This is a genomic window from Cellulomonas sp. P4_H4 (genome assembly GCF_056400865.1).
The window spans coordinates 275,611-301,029 of sequence record NZ_JBFUKL010000002.1 but is presented as its reverse complement, the minus strand read 5'-3'; the positions used below and the strand labels follow the sequence as shown (position 1 = coordinate 301,029).

The 25,419-nt window shown below is 72.3% G+C and carries 25 protein-coding genes; 3 read left to right on the top strand and 22 right to left on the bottom strand.

Going from position 1 to position 25,419, the window contains the following annotated elements; genetic code table 11:
* Positions 1-40: 40 nt before the first annotated feature.
* From AC1DPN_RS07660 to AC1DPN_RS07640, 5 genes are all read right to left on the bottom strand, one after another.
* Entirely contained in the window at positions 41-1,156 is a 1,116-nt protein-coding gene (locus AC1DPN_RS07660; protein WP_477084139.1) for a phosphate ABC transporter substrate-binding protein PstS, read from the bottom strand.
* A 215-nt stretch (positions 1,157-1,371) separates the two neighbouring features.
* A complete protein-coding gene (locus tag AC1DPN_RS07655; protein ID WP_477084138.1) occupies positions 1,372-2,103 on the bottom strand; it encodes a response regulator in 732 nt (243 codons plus the stop codon).
* Positions 2,100-3,287, bottom strand: coding sequence for a sensor histidine kinase (locus tag AC1DPN_RS07650; protein ID WP_477084587.1), 1,188 nt, complete (start codon positions 3,285-3,287; stop codon positions 2,100-2,102). The genes AC1DPN_RS07655 and AC1DPN_RS07650 overlap by 4 nt, the downstream gene beginning before the upstream one ends.
* Before the next feature lie 113 nt (positions 3,288-3,400).
* Positions 3,401-3,883: a DUF1269 domain-containing protein gene (locus tag AC1DPN_RS07645; protein WP_477084137.1), complete on the bottom strand. Its 483-nt coding sequence runs from the start codon at positions 3,881-3,883 to the stop codon at positions 3,401-3,403.
* A gap of 35 nt (positions 3,884-3,918) precedes the next feature.
* The gene (locus AC1DPN_RS07640; protein WP_477084136.1) at positions 3,919-4,320 is read right to left on the bottom strand and encodes a DUF7144 family membrane protein; all 402 of its coding nucleotides are present in this window, start codon (positions 4,318-4,320) and stop codon (positions 3,919-3,921) included.
* Positions 4,321-4,543: 223 nt separating this feature from the next.
* Between AC1DPN_RS07640 and phoU the strand changes: the two genes are divergently transcribed.
* Positions 4,544-5,209, top strand: coding sequence for a phosphate signaling complex protein PhoU (phoU, locus tag AC1DPN_RS07635; RefSeq protein WP_477084135.1), 666 nt, complete (start codon positions 4,544-4,546; stop codon positions 5,207-5,209).
* Positions 5,210-5,453: 244 nt separating this feature from the next.
* Here the strand turns inward: phoU and AC1DPN_RS07630 are convergent, their stop codons facing one another.
* The 6 genes from AC1DPN_RS07630 to AC1DPN_RS07605 all read right to left on the bottom strand — a co-directional run bounded on the left by AC1DPN_RS07630 (position 5,454) and on the right by AC1DPN_RS07605 (position 12,640).
* Positions 5,454-7,265 (bottom strand): alkyl/aryl-sulfatase, encoded by a 1,812-nt coding sequence (locus AC1DPN_RS07630; protein WP_477084134.1) that lies wholly within the window; start codon positions 7,263-7,265, stop codon positions 5,454-5,456.
* A gap of 129 nt (positions 7,266-7,394) precedes the next feature.
* Positions 7,395-8,135: a phosphoglyceromutase gene (locus AC1DPN_RS07625; RefSeq protein ID WP_477084133.1), complete on the bottom strand. Its 741-nt coding sequence runs from the start codon at positions 8,133-8,135 to the stop codon at positions 7,395-7,397.
* Between the two features lie 43 nt (positions 8,136-8,178).
* Positions 8,179-9,483 carry a glycosyltransferase gene (locus AC1DPN_RS07620; protein ID WP_477084586.1) on the bottom strand — a complete coding sequence of 435 codons (1,305 nt, stop codon included), beginning with the start codon at positions 9,481-9,483 and terminating at the stop codon, positions 8,179-8,181.
* Positions 9,484-9,562: 79 nt separating this feature from the next.
* Positions 9,563-10,360, bottom strand: coding sequence for an Ig-like domain-containing protein (locus AC1DPN_RS07615; protein WP_477084132.1), 798 nt, complete (start codon positions 10,358-10,360; stop codon positions 9,563-9,565).
* Positions 10,361-10,487: 127 nt separating this feature from the next.
* Positions 10,488-11,501 carry a lactonase family protein gene (locus AC1DPN_RS07610; RefSeq protein ID WP_477084131.1) on the bottom strand — a complete coding sequence of 338 codons (1,014 nt, stop codon included), beginning with the start codon at positions 11,499-11,501 and terminating at the stop codon, positions 10,488-10,490.
* 11 nt (positions 11,502-11,512) lie between these two features.
* Positions 11,513-12,640, bottom strand: coding sequence for an ROK family protein (locus tag AC1DPN_RS07605; RefSeq protein ID WP_477084130.1), 1,128 nt, complete (start codon positions 12,638-12,640; stop codon positions 11,513-11,515).
* 67 nt (positions 12,641-12,707) lie between these two features.
* Between AC1DPN_RS07605 and xylA the strand changes: the two genes are divergently transcribed.
* Together xylA and xylB are read left to right on the top strand one after the other, a co-directional pair.
* Positions 12,708-13,895: a xylose isomerase gene (xylA, locus tag AC1DPN_RS07600; protein WP_477084129.1), complete on the top strand. Its 1,188-nt coding sequence runs from the start codon at positions 12,708-12,710 to the stop codon at positions 13,893-13,895.
* A gap of 139 nt (positions 13,896-14,034) precedes the next feature.
* Positions 14,035-15,429 (top strand): xylulokinase, encoded by a 1,395-nt coding sequence (gene xylB / locus AC1DPN_RS07595; protein WP_477084128.1) that lies wholly within the window; start codon positions 14,035-14,037, stop codon positions 15,427-15,429.
* A gap of 126 nt (positions 15,430-15,555) precedes the next feature.
* Here the strand turns inward: xylB and AC1DPN_RS07590 are convergent, their stop codons facing one another.
* The 11 genes from AC1DPN_RS07590 to AC1DPN_RS07540 form a co-directional block, all read right to left on the bottom strand.
* Positions 15,556-15,888, bottom strand: coding sequence for a histone-like nucleoid-structuring protein Lsr2 (locus AC1DPN_RS07590; protein ID WP_477084127.1), 333 nt, complete (start codon positions 15,886-15,888; stop codon positions 15,556-15,558).
* Between the two features lie 66 nt (positions 15,889-15,954).
* Positions 15,955-16,155: a hypothetical protein gene (locus AC1DPN_RS07585; RefSeq protein ID WP_477084126.1), complete on the bottom strand. Its 201-nt coding sequence runs from the start codon at positions 16,153-16,155 to the stop codon at positions 15,955-15,957.
* 1 nt (position 16,156) lies between these two features.
* Positions 16,157-17,659, bottom strand: a complete 1,503-nt coding sequence (gene lysS / locus AC1DPN_RS07580) for a lysine--tRNA ligase (RefSeq protein ID WP_477084125.1) — start codon at positions 17,657-17,659, stop codon at positions 16,157-16,159.
* Between the two features lie 9 nt (positions 17,660-17,668).
* A complete protein-coding gene (nadC, locus tag AC1DPN_RS07575) occupies positions 17,669-18,571 on the bottom strand; it encodes a carboxylating nicotinate-nucleotide diphosphorylase (protein WP_477084124.1) in 903 nt (300 codons plus the stop codon).
* A gap of 47 nt (positions 18,572-18,618) precedes the next feature.
* Positions 18,619-19,068 carry an N-acetyltransferase family protein gene (locus tag AC1DPN_RS07570; protein WP_477084123.1) on the bottom strand — a complete coding sequence of 150 codons (450 nt, stop codon included), beginning with the start codon at positions 19,066-19,068 and terminating at the stop codon, positions 18,619-18,621.
* Positions 19,065-20,792 carry an L-aspartate oxidase gene (locus AC1DPN_RS07565; RefSeq protein WP_477084122.1) on the bottom strand — a complete coding sequence of 576 codons (1,728 nt, stop codon included), beginning with the start codon at positions 20,790-20,792 and terminating at the stop codon, positions 19,065-19,067. The genes AC1DPN_RS07570 and AC1DPN_RS07565 overlap by 4 nt, the downstream gene beginning before the upstream one ends.
* Positions 20,789-21,244: an aspartate 1-decarboxylase gene (gene panD / locus AC1DPN_RS07560; protein ID WP_477084121.1), complete on the bottom strand. Its 456-nt coding sequence runs from the start codon at positions 21,242-21,244 to the stop codon at positions 20,789-20,791. The genes AC1DPN_RS07565 and panD overlap by 4 nt, the downstream gene beginning before the upstream one ends.
* The gene (panC, locus tag AC1DPN_RS07555) at positions 21,241-22,161 is read right to left on the bottom strand and encodes a pantoate--beta-alanine ligase (RefSeq protein WP_477084120.1); all 921 of its coding nucleotides are present in this window, start codon (positions 22,159-22,161) and stop codon (positions 21,241-21,243) included. Before panC ends, panD begins: the two co-directional genes overlap by 4 nt.
* Complete coding sequence (locus tag AC1DPN_RS07550; protein ID WP_477084119.1) at positions 22,158-23,159, bottom strand: Rossmann-like and DUF2520 domain-containing protein; 1,002 nt, start codon at positions 23,157-23,159, stop codon at positions 22,158-22,160. Before AC1DPN_RS07550 ends, panC begins: the two co-directional genes overlap by 4 nt.
* A complete protein-coding gene (locus AC1DPN_RS07545; RefSeq protein ID WP_477084118.1) occupies positions 23,156-24,892 on the bottom strand; it encodes a PH domain-containing protein in 1,737 nt (578 codons plus the stop codon). The genes AC1DPN_RS07550 and AC1DPN_RS07545 overlap by 4 nt, the downstream gene beginning before the upstream one ends.
* Positions 24,889-25,398: a PH domain-containing protein gene (locus tag AC1DPN_RS07540; protein ID WP_477084117.1), complete on the bottom strand. Its 510-nt coding sequence runs from the start codon at positions 25,396-25,398 to the stop codon at positions 24,889-24,891. The genes AC1DPN_RS07545 and AC1DPN_RS07540 overlap by 4 nt, the downstream gene beginning before the upstream one ends.
* Positions 25,399-25,419: the final 21 nt, after the last annotated feature.

Sequence of the window (25,419 nt, the reverse complement as noted above, 5' to 3'; positions counted from 1 at the left end):
GCKGGGCGGCCGCCGGACGAGGACGTTGCGAGCTGAGCGACTACTTGACGGCGATCGCGTCGATCGAGGCGAGGACGTCCGTGCGCAGCGTGTCGGAGATGGCCGCCGAGCCGGCCGCGGAGGCAGCCTGGTCCTGGCCCTCGGCGCTGGCGACGTAGTTCGCGTAGCCCTTGATCAGGTCAACCTTCTCCTGGGAGTCGTAGGTGTTGCAGACGACCAGGTACGACACGAGGATCGCCGGGTAGGCGCCCGCGGCGGTCGTGGTGCGGTCGACGCTGATGACGATGTCGCCGTCCGCGCGGTCCTCGGCGCGAGGCGAGGCGTCCACGGTCGCTGCGGCACCCGCGGCGGTCGGGGCGTTGAACTCGTCACCGACACCGAGCGAGACCTTGCCGAGCGAGCCGACGGCCGAGGCGTCCGCGTAGCCGATCGTGCCGGGGGCGGCCTGGATCGTCTGGACGACGCCCGAGGTTCCGTTCGCGCCCTGGCCGACGGCCACCGGCCACGTGTTCGAGACCTCCGACGTCCAGACGTCCGGAGCGGTCTTGGACAGGTAGTCCTGGAAGTTCTTGGACGTACCCGAGTCGTCCGAGCGGTACACGACCGTGATCGGGCCGGAGAGCGTGGCGTCAGGGTTGAGTGCGGTGATCGCCGCGTCGTCCCAGGTGGTGATCGCGCCGGAGAAGATCTTGGCGACGACGTCCGCCGACAGGTTCAGCTCGGTGACGCCGTCGATGTTGAACGCGACGGCGATCGGGCTGATGTAGACGGGGAGATCGATGCCCGCGCCGCCGTAGCAGCGGTCGACCGAGGCGGCGAGCTCCTCGTCGTCCAGCGCGCCGTCGGAGCCGGCGTAGTCGAGCGAGGCGTCCAGGAAGCCCTTGCGGCCGGCGCCCGAGTCGGAGGTCGTGTAGTTGACGGTGACGTCAGGGTTTGCCGTCTGGAAGCCGGCGACCCAGGCCTGCTGAGCCTTCTCCTGCGCGCTGGAGCCGCCGCCGGACAGCGTGCCGGACAGGGTCGAGGCGGGGGCCTCGGAACCGTCGCCCGAGGCGGCGGGAGTGTCGGCGGCGTTGTCCGATCCGCAGGCCGACAGCGTGAGGGCAAGGGTGCCGGCAAGGGCAACCGCCCCGATGCGGCCGAGGAGGGGAAGCTTCACTGTGGTCCGTCCTGTCGATCTCGTGCGCACCGATGTGTGCGCAGCGAGGCTGACGGTAGGAAGTGGACGTGACCGTCGGCTTGGGATCGGGTGAACCCCAGGTGAACGGTGGCCGACGAGTGCCTCCGGCCCCGCTCCGCCGTGCGCACTCCGGACGCACGACTGCCCACGTCCCGCGGGGGCGGGCGTGGGCAGCCGGGTGGCGAGCGCGCGCGCTACGCCTCGACGTCGTCCGCGAACTTGTAGCCCAGGCCCCGCACCGTGAGCACGAGAGCGGGGTTGCCAGGGTCGATCTCGATGCGCGCGCGGATGCGCTTGACGTGCACGTCGAGGGTCTTGGTGTCGCCGACGTAGTCCGAGCCCCAGATGCGGTCGATCAGCTGCCCGCGGGTGAGCACCCGGCCGGCGTTGCGCAGCAGCATCTCGAGCAGCTCGAACTCCTTGAGCGGGAAGGCCACCAGCTCGCCGCGGACCCGGACCGTGTGCCGTTCGACGTCCATCTGCACGGGCCCCGCGACCAGCAGCTCCTCGTCCTCGAGGTCGGACAGCGACCCGCCGGCGGGCCCACCGACAGCCACCGTCGCAGCCTCTCGGCGGCGCAGGACGGCACGCACACGGGCCAGCAGCTCGCGCGACGAGTACGGCTTGGTGACGTAGTCGTCGGCACCCAGCTCGAGGCCGACCACCTTGTCGATCTCGTCGTCCTTGGCCGTGAGCATGATGACCGGCACGTCGCTGACGAGCCGTAGCCGCCGGCACACCTCGGTCCCGGGCATGCCGGGCAGCATGAGGTCGAGCAGGACGAGGTCCGCACCAGACTCCTCGAAGCGCAGGAGCGCGTCCGGGCCGGTGGCGGCTGTGATCACGTCGAAGCCTTCGCGCTCCAGCTGGTAGGTCAGCGGATCGCGGTAGGACTCCTCGTCCTCGACGACCAGGATCCGGGTCATGACGCACTCCGGCGCACAGATGCTCCTTCGGGGCGGGTGGGCTGTTCAGGGATGGCGGCGACGGCGGTGGGGGCACCCTCGGCGCGCGGCAGGCGCAGCGTGAACGTCGACCCGCGGCCCGGGCGCGACCACACGGTGACGTCGCCCCCGTGGTCGGCGGCGACGTGCTTGACGATGGACAGGCCGAGGCCGGTGCCGCCGGTGTCGCGCGAGCGGGCCTGGTCGACGCGGTAGAACCGCTCGAAGACACGCTCCTGCTCGGCCTGGCTGATCCCGATGCCTTCGTCGACCACCGCGATCTCGACCAGGTCGTCGGCGATCCGCACACCGACCCCGACGTGCGCGGCCTCGCCCGAGTACGCGACCGCGTTGTCCAGCAGGTTGCGGACCGCGGTGACCAGCAGGTCGTGCTGCCCGAGCACCCACGTGCCGTGCACGCCGCCGATCTCGAGCCTGACGTGCTTCGCCTCCGCCGTGGTCCGGGCGCGGTCGACCGCCTCGGTCAGGACCTTGTCGACGTCGACCAGACCGACCTGGCCGAGCGCGCCGGCGACCTGCAGACGCGACAGCTCGATGATCTCGTGCACGAGCGCGGACAACCGCGTCGCCTCCGCCTGCATCCGCCCGGCGAACCGTCGCACGGCCTCGGGGTCGTCGGCGGCGTCCTGCACGGTCTCCGCCAGGAGGGAGAGGGCGCCGACGGGCGTCTTCAGCTCGTGCGAGACGTTGACGACGAAGTCGCGGCGGATGGCCTCGAGCCGACGAGCCTGGGTGAGGTCCTCGACCAGCACGACGAGGTGCTGCGCGCTGACCTGCGCGACGCGGACCTGCACCAGCAGCACACCGGGCCCGACGGGTCCGCGGGGCACCTCGAGCTCCTCGTCGCGGATCACGCCGTCCCGGCGCACCGCCGCGACGAGGTCACGGATCGCGGCCGGGGCGATCCGGCCGTCGCGCACGATGCCGAGAGCGTGGGCCGGGGCGCTCGCTCGAACCACACCGTCGCCCTCGTCGAGCACGACGGCCGCGGATCGCAGGACAGAGAGCGTGCGCACCAAGCCCTCGTCGAGCTCCGGCCCCGGGCCCGCTACCGGCGCACCCTTCTGCACCCGCTCGCTGTAGCGGAACGCCAGGGTCGCCACGACACCCACCAGCAGGCCCAGCCCGCCGGCGAGCAGCAACATCCCGTCATTCACGTTCACACGGCCAACCCTAGGGTCGGTTCGGGGATGCACCAGGCCGAGAACGCGCCCCCCGGGCCAGCCGCCGCCCAGCGTTCATCGAGCGTTCATGCTCGTCAGCCGAATGTCTCCATCAGGACGGAGCGCTCCGCCTCGGTGAGGTTCGTCGCGACGAGCGTGGAGTGCAGCCCGTGGAACCGCTCGCCCAGCCGGTCCAGGTCGCCGCTGTCGGTCACCGCGCACAGCAGCGACGTCCCGGGCGTGATCTGCTCGCGGATGGTGTCGAGCTGCGCGTCGTCGATGCCCACCGCGGAGACCGACTTGGAGATCGCGCCTGCCGCCGCACCGACCGCCGCACCGAGCAGCGGGACGAAGAACAGGCCGCCGAAGAGGATGCCCCAGAACGCGCCCCAGCCCGTGCCGCGCAGCTTGTCGTCGTGCGAGTGGTGCATCTCCGGCTTGGTCGCGCCGTCGGGCCAGCTGATCACGGCGTGGTCGACGATCTTGACCAGCTTGTCCCGGGCCGCGCCCTCCAGCGCCGATGCGGCCTTCTGCGCGCCGTCCGGCGAATCGAACTTCCATGCGGTGAATGTCGTCATCGTTCTCGCCTCTCTGCCTTCCGCTTCTCTCGCAACTACCGGACAGCCCGCTCGACCTCGTTGCCGTGCACTGTCAGCGCCCACAGGATCACCAGGTCCACCACGATGATCACGAGCGACCAGAAGGGCGTCACCTGCAGCGAGACGAACTGCGCGATCAGGTTCAGCACCACGAGCACGATCGCCACCAGACGCGCCCAGGCCGCGCCGGAGAACAGGGCGAAGCCCGCGGCGACGAGCAGGACGCCGAGGATCATGTGCACCCAGCCCCACGTCGAGACGTCCACGACCGCGACCCCGTCGTTCGTCCACGACAGGACGTTGTTCGGGGAGAACGCGGCGGCAAGGCCGGCGACGATGTTGAACAGGCCGACCGCAAGGATCGCGAACGCGGCGAACCAGACCCAGCCGACCCAGGCAGTGACGTTGCGAGACATGCGCGACCTTCTCCTTCTCAGCGATTCTGTGACAGCGTGGTCCGTGTGCTTCGGACTCCACAGCCGACGCTAGTGGGTCCTGGGACGGATCGGATGCGGTTCGTGCCGCAGTTCCCACGCAACGGCCGCTGTCCGTTCACCTGGGGACGACCGTTCGTTCACCTGCCGATGCGAACCTGACGGTCGCGAGCGGCACGTGCCGTCGTGGCACGAGAGGGAGCACATGCGGGACATCTTCGACGCCGAGCTGCACCAGCTGGGCGAGGACCTGGCAGCAATGAGCGGCAAGGTCGAGCACGCCATCACGAACGCGGGCATCGCCCTCCTCACCGCCGACCTCGCGCTGGCGGAGACGGTCATCGCCGACGACCTCGACATCGACGCCATGGAGCGCGACCTCGACGAGCGTTGCGTGCTGCTGCTCGCGCAGCAGCAGCCCGTCGCCACCGACCTGCGGATCATCGTGTCCGCCCTGCGCATGAGCGCCTCGCTCGAGCGCATGGGCGACCTGGCTCGTCACGTCGCCCAGGTCGCCCGGGGACGGTACCCGCGGCACGCGGTGCCGCACGCGCTCTCCGGCACCTTCGCCGAGATGCACGACGCCGCGGTCCGGGTCGCCCGTCGCACCACGACCCTGCTGACCAACCGCGACGTCCAGCTGGCCGAGAGCATCGAGCAGGACGACGACCTCCTCGACGAGCTGCACGAGGACACGTTTGCCGCGCTGCTGGGCGGCGCCTGGGCCGGAACCACGCAGGAGACCATCGACGTCACCCTGCTCGGCCGGTACTACGAGCGGTTCGGCGACCACGGTGTCGCCGTCGCCCGACGGGTGACGTACCTGGTCACCGGCATCGCCCGCCAGGAGATCGACAGCACCGTCAGCTGACTCACCTCCGGTCGGTCCGCGTGGGGGTACGCGCGGGCCGATCGGTCGCCCGACCGCTTCGCGCGCTCGGGATCTCTCACGACGCGCACGAGACCGGCAGTTCAGAACGAGTCCGGCACTGTGAACTGCCGGTCTCGTTCTGAAGTGCCGGTCTCGGCGTCTTGGGGATGGGACAGCGCGCCACGGGCGGTCCCATCGGGCACAGAACGGCCGCCGTCCGAGGGGCGGCGGCCGTTCGCGTGCTCTACGGGGTGACGATCGGGAACGTGTTCGAGGTGGAGTCGACGTAGGACAGGAGCCGGCCGAGGGTCGCCTGGTCGCCGTCGAAGCCGATGCCCTCCGTGCTCTGCGTGAACAGCAGGCGGATCAGCAGGGCCTTGGTGAGCGTCACCGTGAGGTCCGGCGCACCCGCGCGCGCACCCTTCACCGCGTGGATGAGCGCCCCGTTGGAGAGCTCGGCGCGGTACGTGTAGCCCTCGTCGGTGAGCACCCAGTCGATGGCCAGCCTCTCGGAGCCGGCGCGCGGGCCGTCGATGCGGACGCCGATCGAGTCGAACAACTGGGTGACCGTGAGACCGCTCAGGGTCGACGGGGTCGACAGGTCCGGCGGCGGCGCTGCGATGCCGCCGAGCAGCTCCTCCGCACCGCGCAGGTAGAAGTTGCGCCACGTCGCGTTCTCGGAGCCGTAGCCGAGCGTGGTGAGCGCCTGGGCCAGCAGCCCGCGGGCGCGGGCGTCGTCCCCACCGCCGAAGACGACGTGGCTGGCGAGCGTCGTCGCCCAGCGCAGGTCGTCGGTGTCACCCGAGGCCAGCAGCGACTCCACCGTGTCGAGCGCCTTGTCGGCGCCTCCCGCGAGCGCGATGATCCGCGCGCCCTCCTTCTCCGGCGGGAGCTCCCACAGGTGCGCGGGGTTGCCGTCGAACCAGCCGAGGTAGCGCTGGTAGATCGCCTTGACGTTGTGGCTCACCGAGCCGTAGTAGCCGCGCACGTTCCACGCCCGCTCGAGTCCCGGTGAGAGCTCGAAGTTCTCCGCGATCTCGATGCCGGTCAGCCCGTGGTTGATCTGCCGCAGCGTCTGGTCGTGCAGGTACTGGTACATGTCGCGCTGCGTCGACAGGAAGCTGGTGATCCGCTCGGAGCCCCAGACCGGCCAGTGGTGCGACGCGAACACGACGTCGGCCTCGTCGCCCCACAGCTCGAGCGCCTCGTGCAGGAACCGGGACCAGCCGCGGGGGTCACGCACCTCGGCGCCGCGCAGCGTCAGCAGGTTGTGCAGCGTGTGGGTCGCGTTCTCGGCCATGCAGAGCGCCTTCTGGTTCGGGAACCAGATGTTCATCTCGGCCGGGGCCTCGGTGCCGGGCGTGAACTGGAAGACCATGCGGACGCCGTCGACCGTGGCCTCGAACCCGGTCTCGGAGACGGTGACCGTCGGGGCGCCGAGCGAGAGCGAGCCGTTCGACGTCGCCATGCCCAGGCCGCCGCCCATCTGCCCGGTCGGGCCGGCCGGCAGGTCCGCCGCGTACATGTAGACCGCGCGACGGGACATCGCCGGCCCGGCGTAGACGTTCTCGGAGACCGTGTGCGCGAGAAAGCCCTCGGGCGCGAACACCGGGATGTCGTCACCGACGACCGCGAGCATCCCGCCGTAGTGGTCCGCGTGCGAGTGCGTGATGACCACGCCCGTCACGGGCCGCTCGCCGCGGTGCTCTCGGTACAGCGCGAGCGCCGCCGACGCGGTCTCGGTCGACATGAGCGTGTCGACGATGATGACGCCCGTGTCGCCCTCGACGAAGGACATGTTCGAGAGGTCGTACTGCCGCACCTGGTACACCCCGTCGACGACCTCGAAGAGACCGCCCACCGCCGCGAGCTGCGCCTGGCGCCAGAGGCTCGGGCTCACGGTGTCCGGTGCGTCGCCCGTGAGGAAGTCGTAGCGCGCCGGGTCCCAGATCAGGTGGCCGTCGTCGCCCAGCAGCGGCGCGGACGGGATGTCGGCGATCTTGCCGCGAGCGGCATCGTCGAAGTCGGACGTGTCCTCGGACGGGGGAAATGTCACGCGCCCCATGCAATCACGGCGCTGGTGAACGGCAACCGAACGCACGACGTCTGCACTGGTCAGGCAGACGACGACGTCCGCACTCGTGGGTTCATGGCCCCGCGAGTGCGGACGTCGGCGAGGAGAAGGTCAGCGGCCCTGGTTCGCCACTGCCTTGATGGCCTCTGCGGCCGCCTCCGGGTCGAGGTACGTGCCGCCCGGGTTGGTGGGCTTGAGCGTCGCCTCGTCCAGCGTGTAGAGCAGCGGGATGCCGGTCGGGATGTTGATCCCGGCGATCGTGCCGCTGTCGACGTCGTCCAGGTGCTTGACCAGGGCGCGGATCGAGTTTCCGTGCGCCGCGACGAGGACCGTCTTGCCGGTCTTCAGGTCAGGGACGATGTCCGACTCCCAGTACGGCAGGGCGCGCGTCAGGACCTGGTCGAGCGCCTCGGCGCGCGGGATCGGCTCACCCGCGTAGCGCGGGTCGCTGTCCTGCGAGAACTCCGAGCCCAGCTCGATGTCCGGCGGCGGGAAGTCGTAGGAGCGACGCCAGAGCATGAACTGCTCCTCGCCGTACTCGTCGAGGGTCTGCTTCTTGTCCTTGCCCTGCAGAGCGCCGTAGTGCCGCTCGTTCAGGCGCCACGAGCGCTTGACGGGGATCCAGTGGCGGTCGGCCGCGTCGAGCGCGAGGTTGGCGGTCGTGATGGCGCGGCGCAGGAGCGACGTGTGCACGACGTCCGGAAGCACGCCGGCGTCGGTGAGCAGCGTCCCGCCGCGCTTCGCCTCCTCGATGCCCTTCTCGGAGAGGGCCACATCGACCCAGCCGGTGAACAGGTTCTTGGCGTTCCACTCGCTCTCGCCGTGGCGGAGCAGCACGAGGGTGTAGGTCATGGTGGCCATCCTGCCGCAGAGCCTTCGGGCATGAGCAGGGCTATCAGACCCTGGACGCCCGGATCTCGGACGCGACCGAGTAGACCTTGAGCATCTGGTCGGCGGTCGTCGACCAGCCGAACCGCTCGGCGACGCGACGGGCGCCGACGGCATAGGTGGTGCGCAGCGCCTCGGAGGCGAGCACCTCGGAGAGCACGTCGGCCCACACGGCCGGGTCGTGCCCGCGGACCAGCCGGCCGGAGACGTCGTGGTCGACGATCGTGCGCAGGCCACCGACGCACGCGGCGACGACGGGGATGCCGCTGGCCTGCGCCTCGGCGGCGACCAGCCCGAACGACTCGCTGCGCGACGGCATCGCCACCACGTCGGCCGCGTGGTACCAGCGGGCGAGCGTGTCGCGGTCGGCGGGCGGGTGCACGATCACGTCGTCGGCCACCCCGGTCATCGACGCGAGCGCGAGCAGCTCCCGGACGGCTGACGTCCTGCCCGACGGGCCTCCGAGCACGACGAGCAGCGGGACGGGCCGACCGGTGGCCCTCAGCACCCCGAGCGCGCTGACCAGCACATCCGGTGCCTTGAGCGCCTGCACGCGACCCGCGAAGAGGACGATCTGGCGGTCCTGCGGCAGGCCGAGCAGCCGCCGCGCAGCGGCGCGGTCGCCCGGCACGAAACGGTCCAGGTCGACGCCGGGCTCGACGACGTGCACGCGGTCGGGGTCGGCGCCGTAGAGCTCGACCAGCTCCTCGGCCTCCACGGGCGTGCTCGCCACGAGCGCGTGCGCGTCGGCCACCACCTGCTCCTCGCCGATCACACGCACGTTCGGCTCGGCGACGTCACCGGGTGCGAGCGACGCGTTCTTCACGCGTGCCAGGGTGTGCGCGGTGTGCACGAGGGGGACCTCCCAGCGGTCGGCCGCGATCGCGCCCACCTGCCCGGACAGCCAGTAGTGCGAGTGGACGACGTCGTACCAGCCGGGCTGGCGCGCGGACTCGGAACGCAGGACGCCGGCGGCCATCCCGCACAGGACGCCGGGCAGGTCGTTCTTGTCCAGCCGCTCGAACGGGCCGGCAGGGACGTGGTGCACGAGGACCGGAGGCGTGATGCCTGCGTCGACGTCGTCCGCGAGAAGCACGTCGCGCTCGTCCGACGCCGACAGTGGGCGGCCCTCGGCGTCGGAACCCGGGAGCACGACCGTCTCCGCCTGGTCAGACGACGTGGCACGCGTGAAGATCTCGACGCGCGCACCGCGTGCCGCCAGCGCTCGGGACAGCTCGAGCACGTAGACGTTCATGCCGCCCGCGTCTCCGGTGCCCGGCTGCTCGAGCGGTGACGTGTGCACCGAGAGCATGGCGACGCGCGGTGCGAGGGTCACGGGGGCTCCTGTCGGCGGACTTGACTGCCCCCATTCTCGCTGACGATGACCCGAGTCACCTCACGATCAGCAACCGAGGTGACGCGATCCACGGCAGATAGGTCTCGTCACCGCGGTACGTGACGACGACGAGCGCGGTCCGCGTCGAGGATGCGAGGTTCACGACGGCCTCGCCCGACGGGTCGAGCGTCGCCGAACCCGCGCGCGAACCGTTCACCCAGACCTCGACCTTGCCCGTCGGTTCGACGCCCGCGGCGCCCAGCACCTGGATACGGATCACCTTCGGGTCGACGCGCCTCACCGACCAGTCGGTGCCGTCGACGCGCACGCTCGGGAGGGTCTGGGTGACGGTGAGCGTGCGCTCGCCGGACGACGAGGACAGGAGGGGCGGATCAGTGCCCGTCGCGCCGGCGAAGGCCGCCGTGACCACGTGCCTGCCGACGGCCACCGACGCCGGCAGCGGCACCCGCACGGTGCCGTCCGTACCGACGTCGCCACTGGCCACGGCCTGCCCGTCGAGGAGCACCTGCACGCTGCCGGTCGGCGTCCCGCCAGGTACGACGAGCGTGATCTTCGCCGTCACCGCGTGCCCGAACACGGCGATCCCGGAGGTCAGCGCCAGCGTGGTGGTCGACGCGACGGGTTCCGCGACGGACTCCCACGGCATCGTGTCCAGCGGCTCGATCGAACCGGCCCCTTCCTCGGCCTCGAGAGGGGCGGCCAGGTCGCTGGCCGACAGGTCCGGCGGAGCCGTGACGGCCGACGGCGCCAGCCCGACCAGCGAGGCCGGCACCACCAGCGCGAGCGCGGCGATGCTCGCCGACAGCCGGTGGGGTCGGTCGGAACGGCGCACGGTCACTCCCTCGTGACGTGGCCGGGCTCCGTCGCGCAGCCACTCGCCGCTCGGATGGTCCGGACGAGGCCTCGCTGCCCCGCCGCGCGAGCGATCGAGCGGCTCTCGTCAGGTAATCACACGACGGTCAATCCCGCATAAGGACGACGCAGGCGGGCGAGGGCAGCGCCAGCGTGCTCCGGAGGACGCCCGCCGCGTCCAGCACCGCGAGGGTGCTCGACACCTGCTCGGCCACGACGGTGTACCCGTCGACCACCTCGAAGTGGCGGGGCCACGCGCCGGGCAGCGCGTGGTCGGCGACGTGCTCGAGCAGGCCGTCGTCGCCCACCGCGAGCTCGGCGGCCACGTCGGCCGCCCGGGTCCCGACGAGGAGCCGGCTCCCGTCGAGCAGCACGTGCGACGGCAGGGCACCCTCCACCGTGTCGACGATCGCCGGCAGGCTCTGGACCAGGGTGCCCGTCCCGGTGACGGCGTCCCAGGACAGGACGCGCACGGTGACGTCGAGCTCGCCGACGACGTAGGCGAACCGGCCGTCGTCCGAGAACGCGAGGTGGCGCGGGCCCGTGCCGGGCGCGAACGTGAACGCGATCCCGTCGTCGACCAGGCCGTCCGGACCGACGCGGTAGCGGCGCAGCTGGTCCGTCCCCAGGTCCACCACGAGCACCCAGCCGCCCGGAGCGTGCGCCACGAAGTGGGCGTGCGGGCTCTCCTGCCGCTGCGCGTTCGGGCCGCTCCCGACGTGCCCGAGCACCTGGGCGTCGCCGAAGAAACCGCCGGTCTCGTCGAGCGGCAGGACCGCCAGCGTGCCGCTGCTGTAGTTGGCGACGAGCAAGGAGCGCCCGTCGGGGTCGAGCAGCAGGTGGCACGGGTCGGCACCCCCGCTGGACACCGTGGCCCGCAGGACGAGCCCGTCGCCGACCACGTCGAACGCGCTGACCGTGCCGTCCGTCTGCTCGTTGGCCGCGTACAGCACCGCGCGGGTGGGGTGCAGCGCGAGGAACGACGGCGACGGCGTCTCGACGACCTGCCGTGCGTCCCGCAGGCCGCCGTCGACCAGGTCGACGCGCCAGATGCCCTCGCCGAGGCCCACGGGGGTGCCGGCGCCGGCGACGGGATAGGTACCGATCCAGAGGCTGCTCACGGGCGACGAGCCTACGGCCGACGGCCTCGGAGCCACGCCGCCGGGTCGGCGAGCACGGTGCTGAGGACCGCGAGCGCCGCGCCGGTCATGGCCGGCTGTGCACCGGCCCTGGCGCGCGAGACGGTCAGAGGCGCCCAGGGCGCGAAGATCACCGAGGCGTCGAGCCGCTCCTGGACGGCGACGTGCACGTGGTCGAAGAGCTCGCCGAACGTGCCGCCGAGGACGACCTCACCGACGTCGACCACGTTCACCGCAGCGGCGAGCGCGTCGCCGAGCGCTCGTCCGGCCTGCGTGACCGCGGCCGACGCGCGCTGGTCGCCCGCGGCGAGCGCGTCGAGCAGCACCTCGAGCCGGGCCGCGGGATCGAGGCCGGCGTTGCGGAGCACGGCGTCCTGGCCAGCCTGCTCCTCGAGTGGGACCCCGTTCACCAGGATGTGCCCGATCTCGCCGCTCCAGCCGCGGCGGCCCGGGAAGATCTCGCCATCGAGCACGATCGCGCCACCGATGCCGATCTCGCCCGAGACGTACACGAACGAGCCGCCGCCGCGCGTGTGCGCCTCGGCTCGTGCGGCAAGGTTGGCCTCGTTGGCGAGCCGGGGTCCGTCGCCGCCGAGGAGCGCGACCACGTCGATGTCGTGCCAGCCCAGGCGCGGGGCCGCGCGCAGCGGTCCGGTCACGCGGTCGACGAGCCCGGGCAGGGCCAGCACCGCGCCCGCGACGGGCACGTCGTCCACCGTCGCGACGACCTCGTCGGCCAGCGCGCCGAGCCGGCCGAGCACGTCCGCGGGGTCGGAGCCGCGCAGGTCGTGGACGTCGACGCGCTCGGCGAGCACGTCTCCTGAGAGGTCGAGGACCAGGACCCCGAGGTAGTCGACGTTGACCTCCATGCCGAGACCCGCGACGGTCCCCCGCTGCGCCACCAGTGGCACCGCAGGCCGGCCGGCGCGCAGCGTCTGCGTCGGCTCGAGCTCCCGCACGAGTCCACCCTCGACCAGCTGGTCGACCAGCCCTGTGACCGTGCCGCGAGCCAGCCCGGCATGCGCGGCCACCTGGGCGCGTGAGAGAGGCGTGACCGCGTCGACGATGGTCCGCAACGTCACGGCGAGGTTCTGGTCGCGCATCTGCTCCTGGCGGGCCATGGCTTGACCTTAGCGGTCATCGGCGATAAATTCGTCGCGTAAACCAATCTCGATGAGGAGAAGTGCCATGGCAGCGCAGCCCACACCGCAGGACAAGTTCTCGTTCGGTCTGTGGACGATCGGCTGGAACGCGCAGGACCAGTTCGGTGGCGCCTCGCGCCCGTGGCTCGACCCCGTCGAGTCGGTGCACCGCCTCGCCGAGCTCGGCGCCGCGCACGTCACGTTCCACGACGACGACGTGGTCCCCTTCGGCTCGTCGGCCAGCGAGCGCGACAAGATCCTCGCCGAGTTCCAGACGGCCCTCGACGAGACGGGCATCACCGTCGAGATGGTCACCACCAACACGTTCAGCCACCCGATCTTCAAGGACGGCGCGTTCACGTCGAACGACCGTCGCGTCCGCCGCTACGGGCTGCGCAAGGTGATCCGCAACGTCGACCTCGCTGCGTCGCTCGGCGCCAGCACGTTCGTGATGTGGGGCGGCCGCGAGGGCGCCGAGTACGACTCCGCGAAGGACCTCTACGCCGCGCACGAGCGGTACGCCGAGGGCATCGACACGGTCGCGTCGTACATCAAGGAGAAGGGCTACTCGCTGAAGATCGCGCTCGAGCCCAAGCCCAACGAGCCCCGCGGCGACATCCTGCTCCCGACGATCGGCCACGCGCTCGCCCTCATCGCCAAGCTCGAGCACGGCGACATCGTCGGCCTGAACCCCGAGGTCGGGCACGAGCAGATGGCCGGCCTGAACTACACGCAGGGCATCGGCCAGGCGCTGTGGGCCGAGAAGCTGTTCCACATCGACCTGAACGGCCAGAAGTCCATCAAGTACGACCAGGACCTCGTGTTCGGGCACGGCGACCTGTTCTCGGCGTTCGCCACGGTCGACCTGATCGAGAACGGCTTCCCGTCCGGTGGCCCGACGTACGACGGCCCGCGGCACTTCGACTACAAGCCGTCGCGCACCGAGGACGCCAAGGGCGTCTGGGACTCCGCGGCCGCCAACATGTCGACCTACCTCCTGCTCAAGGAGCGGGCGCAGGCGTTCCGCGCCGACCCCGAGGTGCAGGCGGCGCTCGAGGAGTCCGGCGTGTTCGAGCTCGCGCAGCCGACGCTGGCCCCCGGCGAGACCCTCGCCGACCTGCTGGCCGACCCGTCCGCCTACGAGGACCTCGACGTCGAGGCGGTCGCCGCGCACGGCTTCGGGTTCGTCCGCCTGAACCAGCTCGCGCTCGAGCACGCCCTCGGCGCCCGCTGACGTGGCACGCGCCTGGCTTTAGGCGCTCGTCACCTCGCAAGACCGCGACGTCCGCACTCGCGGGGCCCCTGACCCCGACGAGTGCGGACTTTGCGGAACACCACCGGCTCCTGCTGCAGAGCTGCACGAAGGGAATGTCATGACGCTCGTCGCCGGGGTGGACTCCTCGACGCAGTCCTGCAAGGTCGTCATCCGCGACGCCGACACCGGAGCGCTCGTGCGCTCCGGGCGCGCGCCGCACCCCGAGGGGACGTCCGTCGACCCGCGGCACTGGTGGGACGCCCTGCAGGCCGCGATCGCCCAGGCGGGCGGTCTCGACGACGTCGAGGCGATCTCGGTCGGCGGCCAGCAGCACGGGCTCGTCGCGCTCGACTCGTCCGGGTCGGTCATCCGCGACGCACTGCTCTGGAACGACACCCGCTCGGCGGGCGCCGCAGCGGACCTGACCGAGGAGCTCGGTGCCCAGCAGTGGGCGTCCGCCGTCGGGTCCGTCCCGGTCGCCTCGCTGACCGTGACGAAGCTGCGCTGGCTGCGCGACGCCGAGCCTGCGTCCGCGGAGCGCGTCGCAGCAGTGGCGCTCCCCCACGACTGGCTCACCTGGCAGCTCTCGGGTGCGGTCGGCCTGGACACCCTGGTCACCGACCGGTCCGACGCGTCCGGCACGGGCTACTGGTCACCCGCGACCGGGGAGTACCGGCACGACCTGCTCGAGCTGGCCCTCGGGCACGACGCACTGCTCCCCCGGGTGCTCGGACCGGCCGACGCGGGCTACCGCGCGCTCGGCGGGCAGGTGCTCGGACCGGGTGCCGGCGACAACGCCGCGGCAGCGCTCGCGCTCGACCTCAAGCACGGTGACGTCGTCGTCTCCATCGGCACGTCGGGCGTCGTCTCGGCCATCGCCAGCGAGCCCACCGCCGACGCCTCCGGCCTGGTCAACGGGTTCGCCGACGCCAGCGGGGCGTTCCTGCCCCTCGCGTGCACCCTGAACGCCTCGCGGGTCCTCGACGCCGCGGCACGCATGCTCGGCGTCGACCACCGGGGGCTGTCCGAGCTGGCCCTGAGCGCCCCCGCCGGGGCGGACGGGCTCGTCCTGGTCCCCTACCTCGAGGGCGAGCGCACGCCGAACAAGCCCGACGCGACCGGTGCGCTGCACGGGATCCGGCTGGCCAACACGACGCCCGCGCACCTCGCCCGGGCCGCCGTCGAGGGCATGCTCTGCGGGCTGGCCGACGGCATCGACGCGCTGCGGGCCCAGGGCGTGCCCGTGGAACGCCTGTTCCTCGTCGGCGGCGGCGCCCAGTCCGCCGCCGTCCGCGCGCTCGCGCCGACCGTCCTCGGGCTCGACGTGCAGGTCCCGACCCCCGGCGAGTACGTCGCCGACGGAGCCGCCCGGCAGGCCGTCTGGGTGCTCACCGGCACGGCGCCGACCTGGAGCGCCTCGTCGGAGGCCACGGTCAGCAGCGCGCCGCCCGAGCCGCGCGTCCGTGCGCAGTACGCCGCGGTGCGGGAGCTGACGACTGACCGGCCTTCCTGACCGGCCCTCCTGACCGGTGTTCCCGAGCACCGGCGAAGCACGAGAGCCCGGCACGGGGGTGCCGGGCTCTCGTGACACCGTCCCGCCTTGTTCAGCGGCAGGCCGGCAGATGTTCCCTGATGAGCGTCAGTGCGACGCGTCGTACGCGGCCTTGACCTCGGCGGAGATGCGCCCGCGCTCGGACACCTGGTGCCCGTGCTCCTTGGCCCACTCACGAATGGCCTGCGCGTCACCCGACGACGAACGACGACCGCGGGGGGCGGCCGACTTGCTGGTCGTACGGCCACCGATCTTGCGCGCGTGCCCGACCCACTGGGCAAGGGCGTCGCGCAGCTCGGTCGCGTGTGCGGCGGTGAGGTCGATCTCGTAGGTGACGCCGTCGAGCCCGAACGTCACGGTTTCATCGGCGGAACCACCGTCGATGTCGTCGACGAGGAGTACCTGGACCTTCTGTGCCATTGTTTGCTCCGTGTGACTGGTCTTGCCGTGCTGACGCGGTCACTATCGCATCGTGCGATTACCGGGTCAAACGCTGGAGGGCGTTTCGCCATTCGTGTTTCGGTCCGCGTTCGCGGCTTCTGCGATGCGTTCCTCGGCATCCATTCTTGCCAATGCCTGTCGTTCTGTTCGATCGGCATTGACGAGCGCGCGTATGGCGAACCAGAACAGCAGGCCCACTCCAATGGAGGGCAGAAGTGCCGCCAAGGCTGTGAGCAGCGGATTCATCTCAGACCTGAGGCTTCACTAGGGGAAACAGGATGGTCTCGCGGATGCCGAGGCCAGTCAGCGTCATGAGCAGACGGTCGATGCCGAGCCCGATACCACCGGTCGGCGGCAAGGCGTACTCGACGGCCGTGAGGAAATCCTCATCGACGCGCATCGCCTCGTCGTCCCCGGCCGCCGCGAGCAACGCCTGCGCCTCGAAGCGTTGCCTCTGGATCACCGGGTCGACAAGCTCGGAATAGCCCGTCGCCAGCTCGACGCCGCGCACATACAGGTCCCACTTCTCGACGACACCTGGAATCGTGCGGTGCTGACGAACGAGCGGGCTCGTCTCGACCGGGAAATCGCGTACGAATGTCGGCGCGACCAGCTCGTCACCCACGCGGTGCTCCCACAACAGCTCGATGAGCTTGCCGTGATTGCTCTTCTTGGGGTCCGCGTCGATGCCGAACTTCTCGGCCAGGACGGTGAGTTCTTCGAGCGACGTCTGCGGGGTGATCGCGATGCCCAGGGATTCGGCCAACGAGTCGTACATGGACAGCTGCGCCCATTCGCCGCCCAGCTCGTAGGTGGCGCCGTCCGGGAGCGTGACCGTCGTCGTGCCGAGCACGTCGAGCGCGGCCTGCTGCACGAGGTCGCGGGTCAGGTCCGCCATCGTGTCGTAGTCGCCGTAGGCCTCGTACGCCTCGAGCATCGCGAACTCCGGCGAGTGCGTGGAGTCGGCGCCCTCGTTGCGGAAGTTGCGGTTGATCTCGAACACCCGCTCGATGCCCCCGACCAGAGCGCGCTTGAGGAACAGCTCGGGCGCGATCCGCATGTAGAGCTCGATGTCGAACGCGTTCATGTGCGTGACGAACGGACGGGCCGCTGCGCCGCCTGGCTGCGTCTGCAGCATCGGCGTCTCGACCTCGATGAAGTCGCGGGCGTGGAAGTTGTCCCGCAGCGAGCGGATCATCGCCGGGCGCAGGCGAGCCGTCTCGCGCGCCGCAGGGCGCACGATGAGGTCGACGTAGCGCTGCCGGACGCGAGCCTCCTCGGACAGCTCCACGCCCTCGTACAGGTTGGGCAGCGGGCGCAGCGACTTCGCGGCGATCAGCCAGGAGTCCGCGAGCACGGACAGCTCACCGCGTCGCGACGAGATGACCTTCCCGTGCACGAAGAGGTGGTCGCCCAGGTCGACGTCCGTCTTGAACGCCGCGAGGCGCTCCTCGCCCACCGCGTCGAGGCTGAACATCGCCTGCAGGCGGTTGCCCTCGCCGTCCTGCAACGTGGCGAAGCAGAGCTTGCCTCCGATGCGGACGAACACCACGCGGCCGGCCACGCCGACCTCGTCCTCGGTCTCGGCGCCGGCCTCGAGGTCGGGGTAGGAGGCACGGACCTGCGCGATCGTGTGCGTGCGCGGGACGCCGACGGGGTAGGCCTCCTGGCCCGACGCGAGGAGTCGTTCGCGCTTCTCCCGCCGGACGCGGATCTGCTCGGGGGCGTCGTCGGACGGCGTCTCAGTCACCGGGCAATCCTACCGGCGGGGTTCGGGTCCCCCGGGCTCCAGGTCGAGGGCCAGGTCGAGGATCGGTGACGAGTGCGTGAGCCCACCCACCGACAGGTAGTCGACCCCTGTCTCGGCGACCTCGCGTGCGCGGTCCAGCGTCAGGTTCCCGGTGGCCTCGAGCTCGACGTGCTCCGGCTCGTGCGCCCGGACCGCAGCGACCACCTCGGCGAGGACCGGCGTCGCCATGTTGTCCAGCAGCAGGAACCGCGCTCCCGCGTCGATCGCCTCGATGGCCTGCGCGAGGGTGTCGGCCTCGACCTGGATGAGGACGTCCGGGAACCGCCTGCGGATGGCCTCGATCGCCGCGCTCACCGAACCGGCAGCGACCACGTGGTTGTCCTTGACCATCGCGACGTCGTACAGCCCCATGCGCTTGTTGGTGCCCCCGCCGCAGCGCACCGCGTACTTGTCGAGCGCGCGCAGCCCCGGGGTCGTCTTGCGGGTGTCGAGCACCTGGGCGCCCGTCCCCTCCAGCGCGTCCGCCCACCGGCGCGTGTGCGTCGCGACGCCCGACGCGCGGCTGGCCAGGTTGAGCATCGTGCGCTCGGCGACGAGCAGCACCTGGACCGGGCCCACGAGGACCGCGAGCACGTCGCCGCGCGCCACCCGGGCCCCGTCGGCGACACGCTGCTCGACCGTCGGTACCTCGAGGCCCAGACGGTGCGCGACCTGCTCGACGACAGCCGGCACGAGCACGAGCCCGGCGACGACGCCCGACTCCCGCGCCACGAGGTCGGCCGTCCCGGTCGCCTCCGGCGAGATGGTCGCCTGCGTGGTGACGTCCCGACCGGGTGCGGCTCCCAGGTCCTCGTCGAGGGCCGTCGCGACGGTACGGGCGACCCACTCGGGGTCCAGTGCGGTGAGGCTCACGAGCGACACGCTAACGCGGGCGGTCCCCTGCGGATCGTCCGTGACGCTCACAGCGCGAGCTTGAAGCCCTCGTGGGACTGGTCGTAGCCCAGCGAGAGGTAGAACCGGTGGGCGTCGGTGCGGCGCTTGTCGGAGGTCAGCTGGGCGAGCACGCACCCTCGCGCGCGACCGCGCTCGTGCGCCCAGAGCATCATCTGTCGGCCGATCCCGCCGCCGCGCAGCCGGGCATCCACCCGGACGGCCTCGACCAGAAGACGTGTCGCTCCGTGCCGTGAGATGCCGGGCACGTAGGTCAGCTGCATGGTGCCGACGACCGCGCCGTCCAGCTCCGCGACGATCACCTCGTTGTTCGGGTCCACGTCGATCGCCTCGAACGCGGCCAGGTGAGCGGCATCGAACGAGCCCGTGCGCTCGGCGGAGATGACGTCGTCCGCGATGAGCTCGACGATCCGTGCGAGGTCGTCGACGCCGGCCGGACGCAGGAGCAGGTCCGTCACGTGAGCGGCGTGCGGCGGGTGACCAGCGTGCCCTCGGCGTCCAGGAACGCCTCCAGCCGCAGACGCCAGGCGTCGGACCGGTCCGGGAAGTCGCTGCGGGCGTGCCCGCCCCGGCTCTCCTCGCGCTCCAGCGCCGTGGCTGTCAGCACGGTCGCCACCTGGTGCACGTTCGTCGTCTCCCACTCCGCGACCTGCGGAGCGGCCAGGCGGCGGCCCTCGTCGCTGCGCAGGTGGGCGTCCGTCGGGACAGCGGCGAGAGCGGCACCGGCACGACGCAGGCCGTCGCCCGAGCGCAGGACGCCCGGCCCCTCGGACGCGAGGCGTTGCACCCGCGCCCGTGAGGCCGCTGCGACGAGCGCCTCGGCCCCGGGACGCTCCACCGGCTCGGGCCGCGGCAACGGCTGCGAGGCGATGTGCCGGGCCGCGCGGGTCGCGAAGACCAGGCCTTCGAGGAGCGAGTTGGACGCGAGCCGGTTGGCGCCGTGGACGCCCGTACAAGCGACCTCACCCACGGCGTACAGGCCGGGCACGGTGGTGCGCCCCACGAGGTCGGTCACGACGCCGCCCGAGTGGTAGTGCTGGGCCGGGGCGACCGGGACGAGGTCCGTGGTCAGGTCGATGCCGTGCTCCAGCAGACGGTCGTGGATCGTCGGGAAGCGACGTCGCAGGAACTCCGGGCCGAGGTGCCGCGCGTCCAGCCACACGTGGTCGGAACCCGTCGCGGCCATCCGGCGGACGATCGCGTGCGCGACGATGTCCCGCGGCGCGAGCTCGGCCATCGGGTGCACGTCCGGCATGAACCGCACGCCGTCCGTGTCGAGCAGCAGCGCGCCCTCGCCGCGCACGGCCTCGGAGACGAGCGTGAGCTGACCCTTCACGCCGGCCCCGAGCCACAGCACGGTCGGGTGGAACTGCACGAACTCGACGTCGCCCAGCACCGCGCCCGCCCGCAGCGCGGCGGCGATCCCGTCGCCCGTCGCCTGCACGGGGTTGGTCGACGAGCGGAACACCTGGCCGATGCCGCCGGTCGCGAGCACGACCGCGCTGCCCAGCGCCGCGCCGACGCCGTCGCGCTGACCCTCGCCGATCACGTGCAGCGTGACGCCGCACGCCCGTCCGGGACGTCCGTCCGCGGTGGGCGGACCGGTCAGCACGTCCAGCACGAGGGCGTGCTCGATCACCTCGATGCCCGGGTCGTCGCGCACCGCCTCGATCTGCGCGACGAGCGCCCGGGAGATCTCGGCACCCGTCGCGTCCCCGCCGGCGTGCGCGATGCGGTCGGCGTGGTGGCCGCCCTCGCGCGTCAGCGAGATGGCGCCGTCGGGACCACGGTCGAACACCGCGCCACGTGCGACGAGCTCGCGGACGCGCGCCGGACCCTCGGTGACCAGCACCTCGACGGCGCGCGGGTCGCACAGTCCGGCACCCGCGACGAGCGTGTCCTGCAGGTGCGCCGCCGGCGAGTCCGTGGGGTCGAGCGCCGCGGCGATGCCGCCCTGCGCCCAGACCGTCGAGCCCGACGCGAGGATGTCCTTGGTGACGAGCAGGACCCGCGGCACGCGGGTGCGCAGCTCGAGCGCGGCGGTCAGGCCCGCGATGCCCGAGCCGACCACGACCGCGTCCGCCTGCACGGTCCAGCCGGGAGCGGGCGCGGCGAGGCGCGTGGCCAGCCGGGTCGCGGCCGGTGGGGTCGTCTGGGTCTGCTCTCCGACGAGGGCGGTCACCGGGCGCGCCCGACGAGCTGACGACCCTGCGCCAGGGGCAGCCCGCTGGGTTCGAGGTCCGACCAGTCCGGTACCTGACCGGGGTCGTCACCGAGCGCCGCGACACGGTTCTGCTCGTCGACGAGCACGACGCGCGGCTCGTAGGTACGCGCGTCGTCGTCGGACAGCTGGCCGTAGGCGATGAGGATGACGACGTCTCCCGGGTGGATCAGGTGGGCGGCCGCGCCGTTGACGCAGACCTGGCCGGAGCCCGGCTCGCCTGCGATCGCGTAGGTGGTCAGTCGGGCACCGTTCGTCACGTCGACCACGTCCACCTGCTGTCCCGGCAGCACGTCCGCCGCGGCGAGCAGCTCGGCGTCGACCGTGATCGACCCGACGTAGTGCAGGTCGGCCTGCGTGACGGTCGCGCGGTGGATCTTGCCCGTCATCATCGTGCGCTGCAGGCTCGTCACGAAGGGACCCCCACGGTGACGGTGTCGTTGTCGATCAACCGCGTCGCGCCCACCTGTGCGGCGAGCAGCAGGAGAGCCTCGCCCGCGTAGTCCGCCGGGACGTCCTCGAACGTCTCGGGATCGACCAGCGCGACGTAGTCGGGCTCGACGCCCGCGGCGTGCAGGGTGTCGAGCGCCGTGGACCGGATGGCGTCGGCTCCCCCGGCGCGTGCCGCGAGACCCAGCGCCTGCGAGAGCCCGAGGGCGCGGCGGTGCTCGTCGGCGGAGAGGTACGCGTTGCGGCTGGACAGGGCCAGGCCGTCCTCGTCACGGACCAGGGGCGCGCCGTGCACGACGACCGGGACGTCGAGGTCGCGGACCATGCGCCGGACCGCCGCGAGCTGCTGCGCGTCCTTGCGGCCGAACAGGGCGACGTCGGGACGCGTGAGGTGCAGGAGCTTGAGGACCACGGTGAGCACGCCGTCGAGGTGACCCGGCCGAGAGGTGCCCTCGAGCACGTCGCCGATCGCGCCCGCGCTCACCCGCACGATCGGGTCGCCGTCGGGGTACACGACGTCCGGCCCGGGGGCGAAGACGATGTCGTCGGGACCCAGCAGACCGGGCCCGGACAGCAGCGCGAGGTCACCGTGCAGGTCCCGGGGGTACCGGGACAGGTCCTCGCCGGCGCCGAACTGCAGCGGGTTCACGAAGATCGTCACCACGACCGCGTCCGCCAGCTCACGGGCCTTCGCGACGAGGGACAGGTGGCCCGCGTGCAGCGCGCCCATGGTCATCACGACCGCCCGCCGGTGCGGCTTGGCGGTGTGCGCCGCGCGGCCCTCGGTGCGCGGGACCGCCTGCACGTCCTGCACCGCCAGCGCCGCGGCGAGCTCCTCGCGCGTGTGCACGAGAGTCGGCGTCGTGGTCTGCGTGGTCATTCCGGGTCCTCCTGCGGATCCTGATGCGGGTCTACGTCCCGTAGCAACGTCGGCGAGCCCTCGTTGATGCCGTCCAGCACGTCCTGCGCCGCCGACGCCGAGATCAGGCCCGCAGCGAGCGCCCGCCCGGCCGCCGAACGGGCCAGAGCACGGTACCCCTCGACGACGTCGACCGCTCCCGTGCGGGCGGCGAACGCCGTCAGGGCCTCGCCGTGCTCGCGCACCGTGCCGGCGTCGCCGCGGCGCACGGGACCGGTGAGCGCACTGATCGCGCCCGGCCCGCGCGTGCCCGTGGCCGGGTCCGTGGGCGACTCCGCACGCAGCGCACCGTCGAGCGCGGCATCGAGCAGCGGCGCCAGCATGCGGCCGGGGTCGGTGACGCCCGCGTCGGCCAGCGCCTGCGCCGCCTGCGCGACGAGGACGACGAGATGGTTCGCGCCGTGCGCGAGGGCCGCGTGGTACAGCCCGCGCGCCTCCTCCTCGAGCACCACCGGCTCGCCGCCGATCTCCACGACCAGCGCCTGCCCGATGGGCAGCACCGGGGCCGGCGCCGTGACCGCGAACGAGCAGCCGACGAGCCTCGACAGGTCCAGCGAGGTGCCCGTGAACGTCATCGCGGGGTGCAGGGCCAGCGGGATCGCCCCCGCGGACCGTGCCGGAGCGAGCACACCCACGCCGAAGCGGCCCGACGTGTGGACGACGATCTGCCCGGCCTGCCAGGCACCCACGTCGGCCAGGCCCTTGACCAGGTCGGCGAGCGCGTCGTCGGGGACCGCGAGCAGGACGAGCTCTGCGCGACGGACCACCTCGGGGATGTCGAGCACCGGGACGCCCGGCAGGAGCGTGGCGGCGCGCTCGCGTGAGGCCTCCGAGATCGCCGACACCGCCACCACCGGGTGACCCGCTCCGCGCAGCGCGCTGCCGAGCACGGCGCCGACCCGGCCGGCACCGACGACGCCGACCCCGAGCCTGCCGGGTCGCGTGGCGGGGTTGCTCATGCGTCCGGTCCCTGCGGGCGCGGGTCGACGAGGTGGCCCGGGTCTGCGGCGTCCGCGGGCAGCGGCGCGTCGTCCGGGATCGGGACGCCGACCACGGGCTGCGGCGCGTGGTCGGGGGTCGGGACACCGTCAGGGGGCCGTGGCGCGTGCTCCGGGGTCGGGACGCCGACCGCGCGCATCCACTGCTCGGGGGTCGCGGTCGCGCGGGCCGTGCGGGCACGCGCGGCCTGCTCGTCGAGGAGCTCGGCCGCGACGGCCGCGCCCAGGTGGTCGACACGCGGCGCGACCGGCCCGGGCGTGGAGTGCAGCACGAACGACGCCAGCCCGAGCCTGCGCTGGACGGGCCCCTGCGCGAGCCCGAGCGACTGCGTGCGCTCGTGCGGCACCACGTCGACCTGCCGCCAGAAGCGACCGGTCCGCGTCACCAGCGCCCGGTCGGTCACCCGGAAGCCGTGCCGACGCCAGCCCACCGGGTCCACCCAGCGTGCGCTGCGCGGCGCACCCGTGAACCCCGCGTCGTCACCGGAGCCGTCGAGGGCCGCGTCCATCAGTGCCACCGGGTCGTCGACGCCGAGGTCGGGCAGGACGAGCCAGAGAGCGGTCATCGCCTCGTCGCGCGTGGCTACCGGGTGCAGCACCGTGTCGCGCTGCTGCTCGCTGCCCTGGCCGTAGCCCGCGACGTTGATCTCGACGCGCCACCAGTCCTTGCCGCGCCACAGCGGCCCCTGCGTCAGCCGGATCGCCTGCACACGGCCCGGCGGCACGGTCTGCGCACGGTTCTCCGTGAGGCCGTGCCGCAGGCGGATGCCGTCTGGCGAGATCGCCGCCCGGAAGTTGGCGCCCTGGTTGACGCGGTTCCAGACGAACGCAGCACCACCGAAGACGGCCGGGAGCAGGAAGATCACCGTGCCGATGTCCCCGGACATGATGCCCGCCGTGACGATGCCCGCCCCCACGAGCAGGAGCATCGGGACGGCGCCGGAACGCAATGTCGCGACGATCAGCCGGGGCATCGGCAGGTCGTACACGCCACGCTCCGGGGCGGCGACGAACGGCACCGAGCCCACCGTCGTCGAAGAAGAAGAAGGGACAGCCGCCCCGTCGGACGGCGCGCCCGCGCCGGGCTCGACGTGCGGCCCGTCCGGCACGGCGGCGTGCGGCGCACCCACCGGCCGGGTCAGCCCCGCGGCGAGCGCGAGCAGCTCCGCCCGCAGGACCTCGGCATCGGCCTCCCGCAGGAACGCCAGGGACACCCCGGAGCCGTCGCCCCCGGCCACCTCGATCTTGAGCTCGGACAGACCGACGAGCCGGGCGAGCAGGGGCTGCACGACGTCGACGGCCTGCAGGCGGTCGAGCCGCGCCTGCCGTTGCTGACGGAACAGCAGGCCGGTGCGCAGGTGGACGGCCTCGTCGGTCACCGCGAACCGGGTGACGCGCCAGGCGAGCGCGGAGTAGGCGAAACCGATGAGGGCGATCAGGACGATCGAGCCCAGCACCACGAGCCACGTCTTGCCGTGCCGCAGGTCGACGGCCTCGCGCAGGTTCTCCGACTGGATCACCACGATGCCGACGACGACCGCGAGGATGCGCCAGCCCTTGAGCGCGGGCGTGACCGGGTGCATCCGGCGCCAGCCCTCGATCGCGTCCGGACCGCCGTCGGGCTCGTGCTCGACGACCACCGGAGCGACCGGCGCCGCCGGGGCCTCCGGGGTGCTGGGGACCTGCTCGGTCACAGTCCCGCCAGCCTGGCCTCGCCGCGCGAGGCCATCCGGTCACGCAGTCGCGCGGCCTCGTGCGGTGGCAGGCCGTTGATCGCGGCGCCGGTCGCGGGCGCGGCCGTGTGCAGCTGGACCGTCGCGATGCCGAACTTGCGCGCCAACGGTCCCGCGTTGACGTCGACGTACTGCATGCGCCCGTACGGCACCACGACCATGGAGCGGAACATGATCCCGCTGCGCACGAGCAGGTCGTCGGCGCGCTCCGCGTACGCCATCGCCCCGACCTGTCGCGGTACCAACCAGCCGATCCACAGGCACAGCAGGGCGACCGCCGCCGGGAACGACCAGACCCACGCCTCTCCCGCGGCGATCGCGCCCGCCACGGCGACGAGGAGCAGGGGAACCAGGACGATCGCCGCCACGGTGAGCCGTGCGCCGATCAGCCGGCGGGAGACCGGCGTCCACGTGACGTCGGTCGGGTCGAAGGGCTCCCGGGTGGTCGGGGGCGCGTCGGAGGTCATGCGCTCATCCTGTCACCGTGC

Excerpts from the sequence above, each read along its gene's own strand:
- AC1DPN_RS07650 (WP_477084587.1), bottom strand. The coding sequence starts at position 3,287 with ATGTTGCTGCTCGCCGGCGGGCTGGGCCTGCTGGTGGGTGTCGTGGCG.
- xylA (WP_477084129.1), top strand. The coding sequence starts at position 12,708 with ATGGCAGCGCAGCCCACACCGCAGGACAAGTTCTCGTTCGGTCTGTGG.
- AC1DPN_RS07605 (WP_477084130.1), bottom strand. The coding sequence starts at position 12,640 with ATGGCCCGCCAGGAGCAGATGCGCGACCAGAACCTCGCCGTGACGTTG.
- AC1DPN_RS07590 (WP_477084127.1), bottom strand. The coding sequence starts at position 15,888 with ATGGCACAGAAGGTCCAGGTACTCCTCGTCGACGACATCGACGGTGGT.
- AC1DPN_RS07540 (WP_477084117.1), bottom strand. The coding sequence starts at position 25,398 with ATGACCTCCGACGCGCCCCCGACCACCCGGGAGCCCTTCGACCCGACC.
- AC1DPN_RS07625 (WP_477084133.1), bottom strand. The coding sequence starts at position 8,135 with ATGACCTACACCCTCGTGCTGCTCCGCCACGGCGAGAGCGAGTGGAAC.
- AC1DPN_RS07645 (WP_477084137.1), bottom strand. The coding sequence starts at position 3,883 with ATGACGACATTCACCGCATGGAAGTTCGATTCGCCGGACGGCGCGCAG.
- AC1DPN_RS07655 (WP_477084138.1), bottom strand. The coding sequence starts at position 2,103 with ATGACCCGGATCCTGGTCGTCGAGGACGAGGAGTCCTACCGCGATCCG.
- phoU (WP_477084135.1), top strand. The coding sequence starts at position 4,544 with ATGCGGGACATCTTCGACGCCGAGCTGCACCAGCTGGGCGAGGACCTG.
- AC1DPN_RS07640 (WP_477084136.1), bottom strand. The coding sequence starts at position 4,320 with ATGTCTCGCAACGTCACTGCCTGGGTCGGCTGGGTCTGGTTCGCCGCG.
- panC (WP_477084120.1), bottom strand. The coding sequence starts at position 22,161 with ATGACCACGCAGACCACGACGCCGACTCTCGTGCACACGCGCGAGGAG.
- AC1DPN_RS07620 (WP_477084586.1), bottom strand. The coding sequence starts at position 9,483 with ATGCTCTCGGTGCACACGTCACCGCTCGAGCAGCCGGGCACCGGAGAC.
- AC1DPN_RS07550 (WP_477084119.1), bottom strand. The coding sequence starts at position 23,159 with ATGAGCAACCCCGCCACGCGACCCGGCAGGCTCGGGGTCGGCGTCGTC.
- xylB (WP_477084128.1), top strand. The coding sequence starts at position 14,035 with ATGACGCTCGTCGCCGGGGTGGACTCCTCGACGCAGTCCTGCAAGGTC.
- AC1DPN_RS07585 (WP_477084126.1), bottom strand. The coding sequence starts at position 16,155 with ATGAATCCGCTGCTCACAGCCTTGGCGGCACTTCTGCCCTCCATTGGA.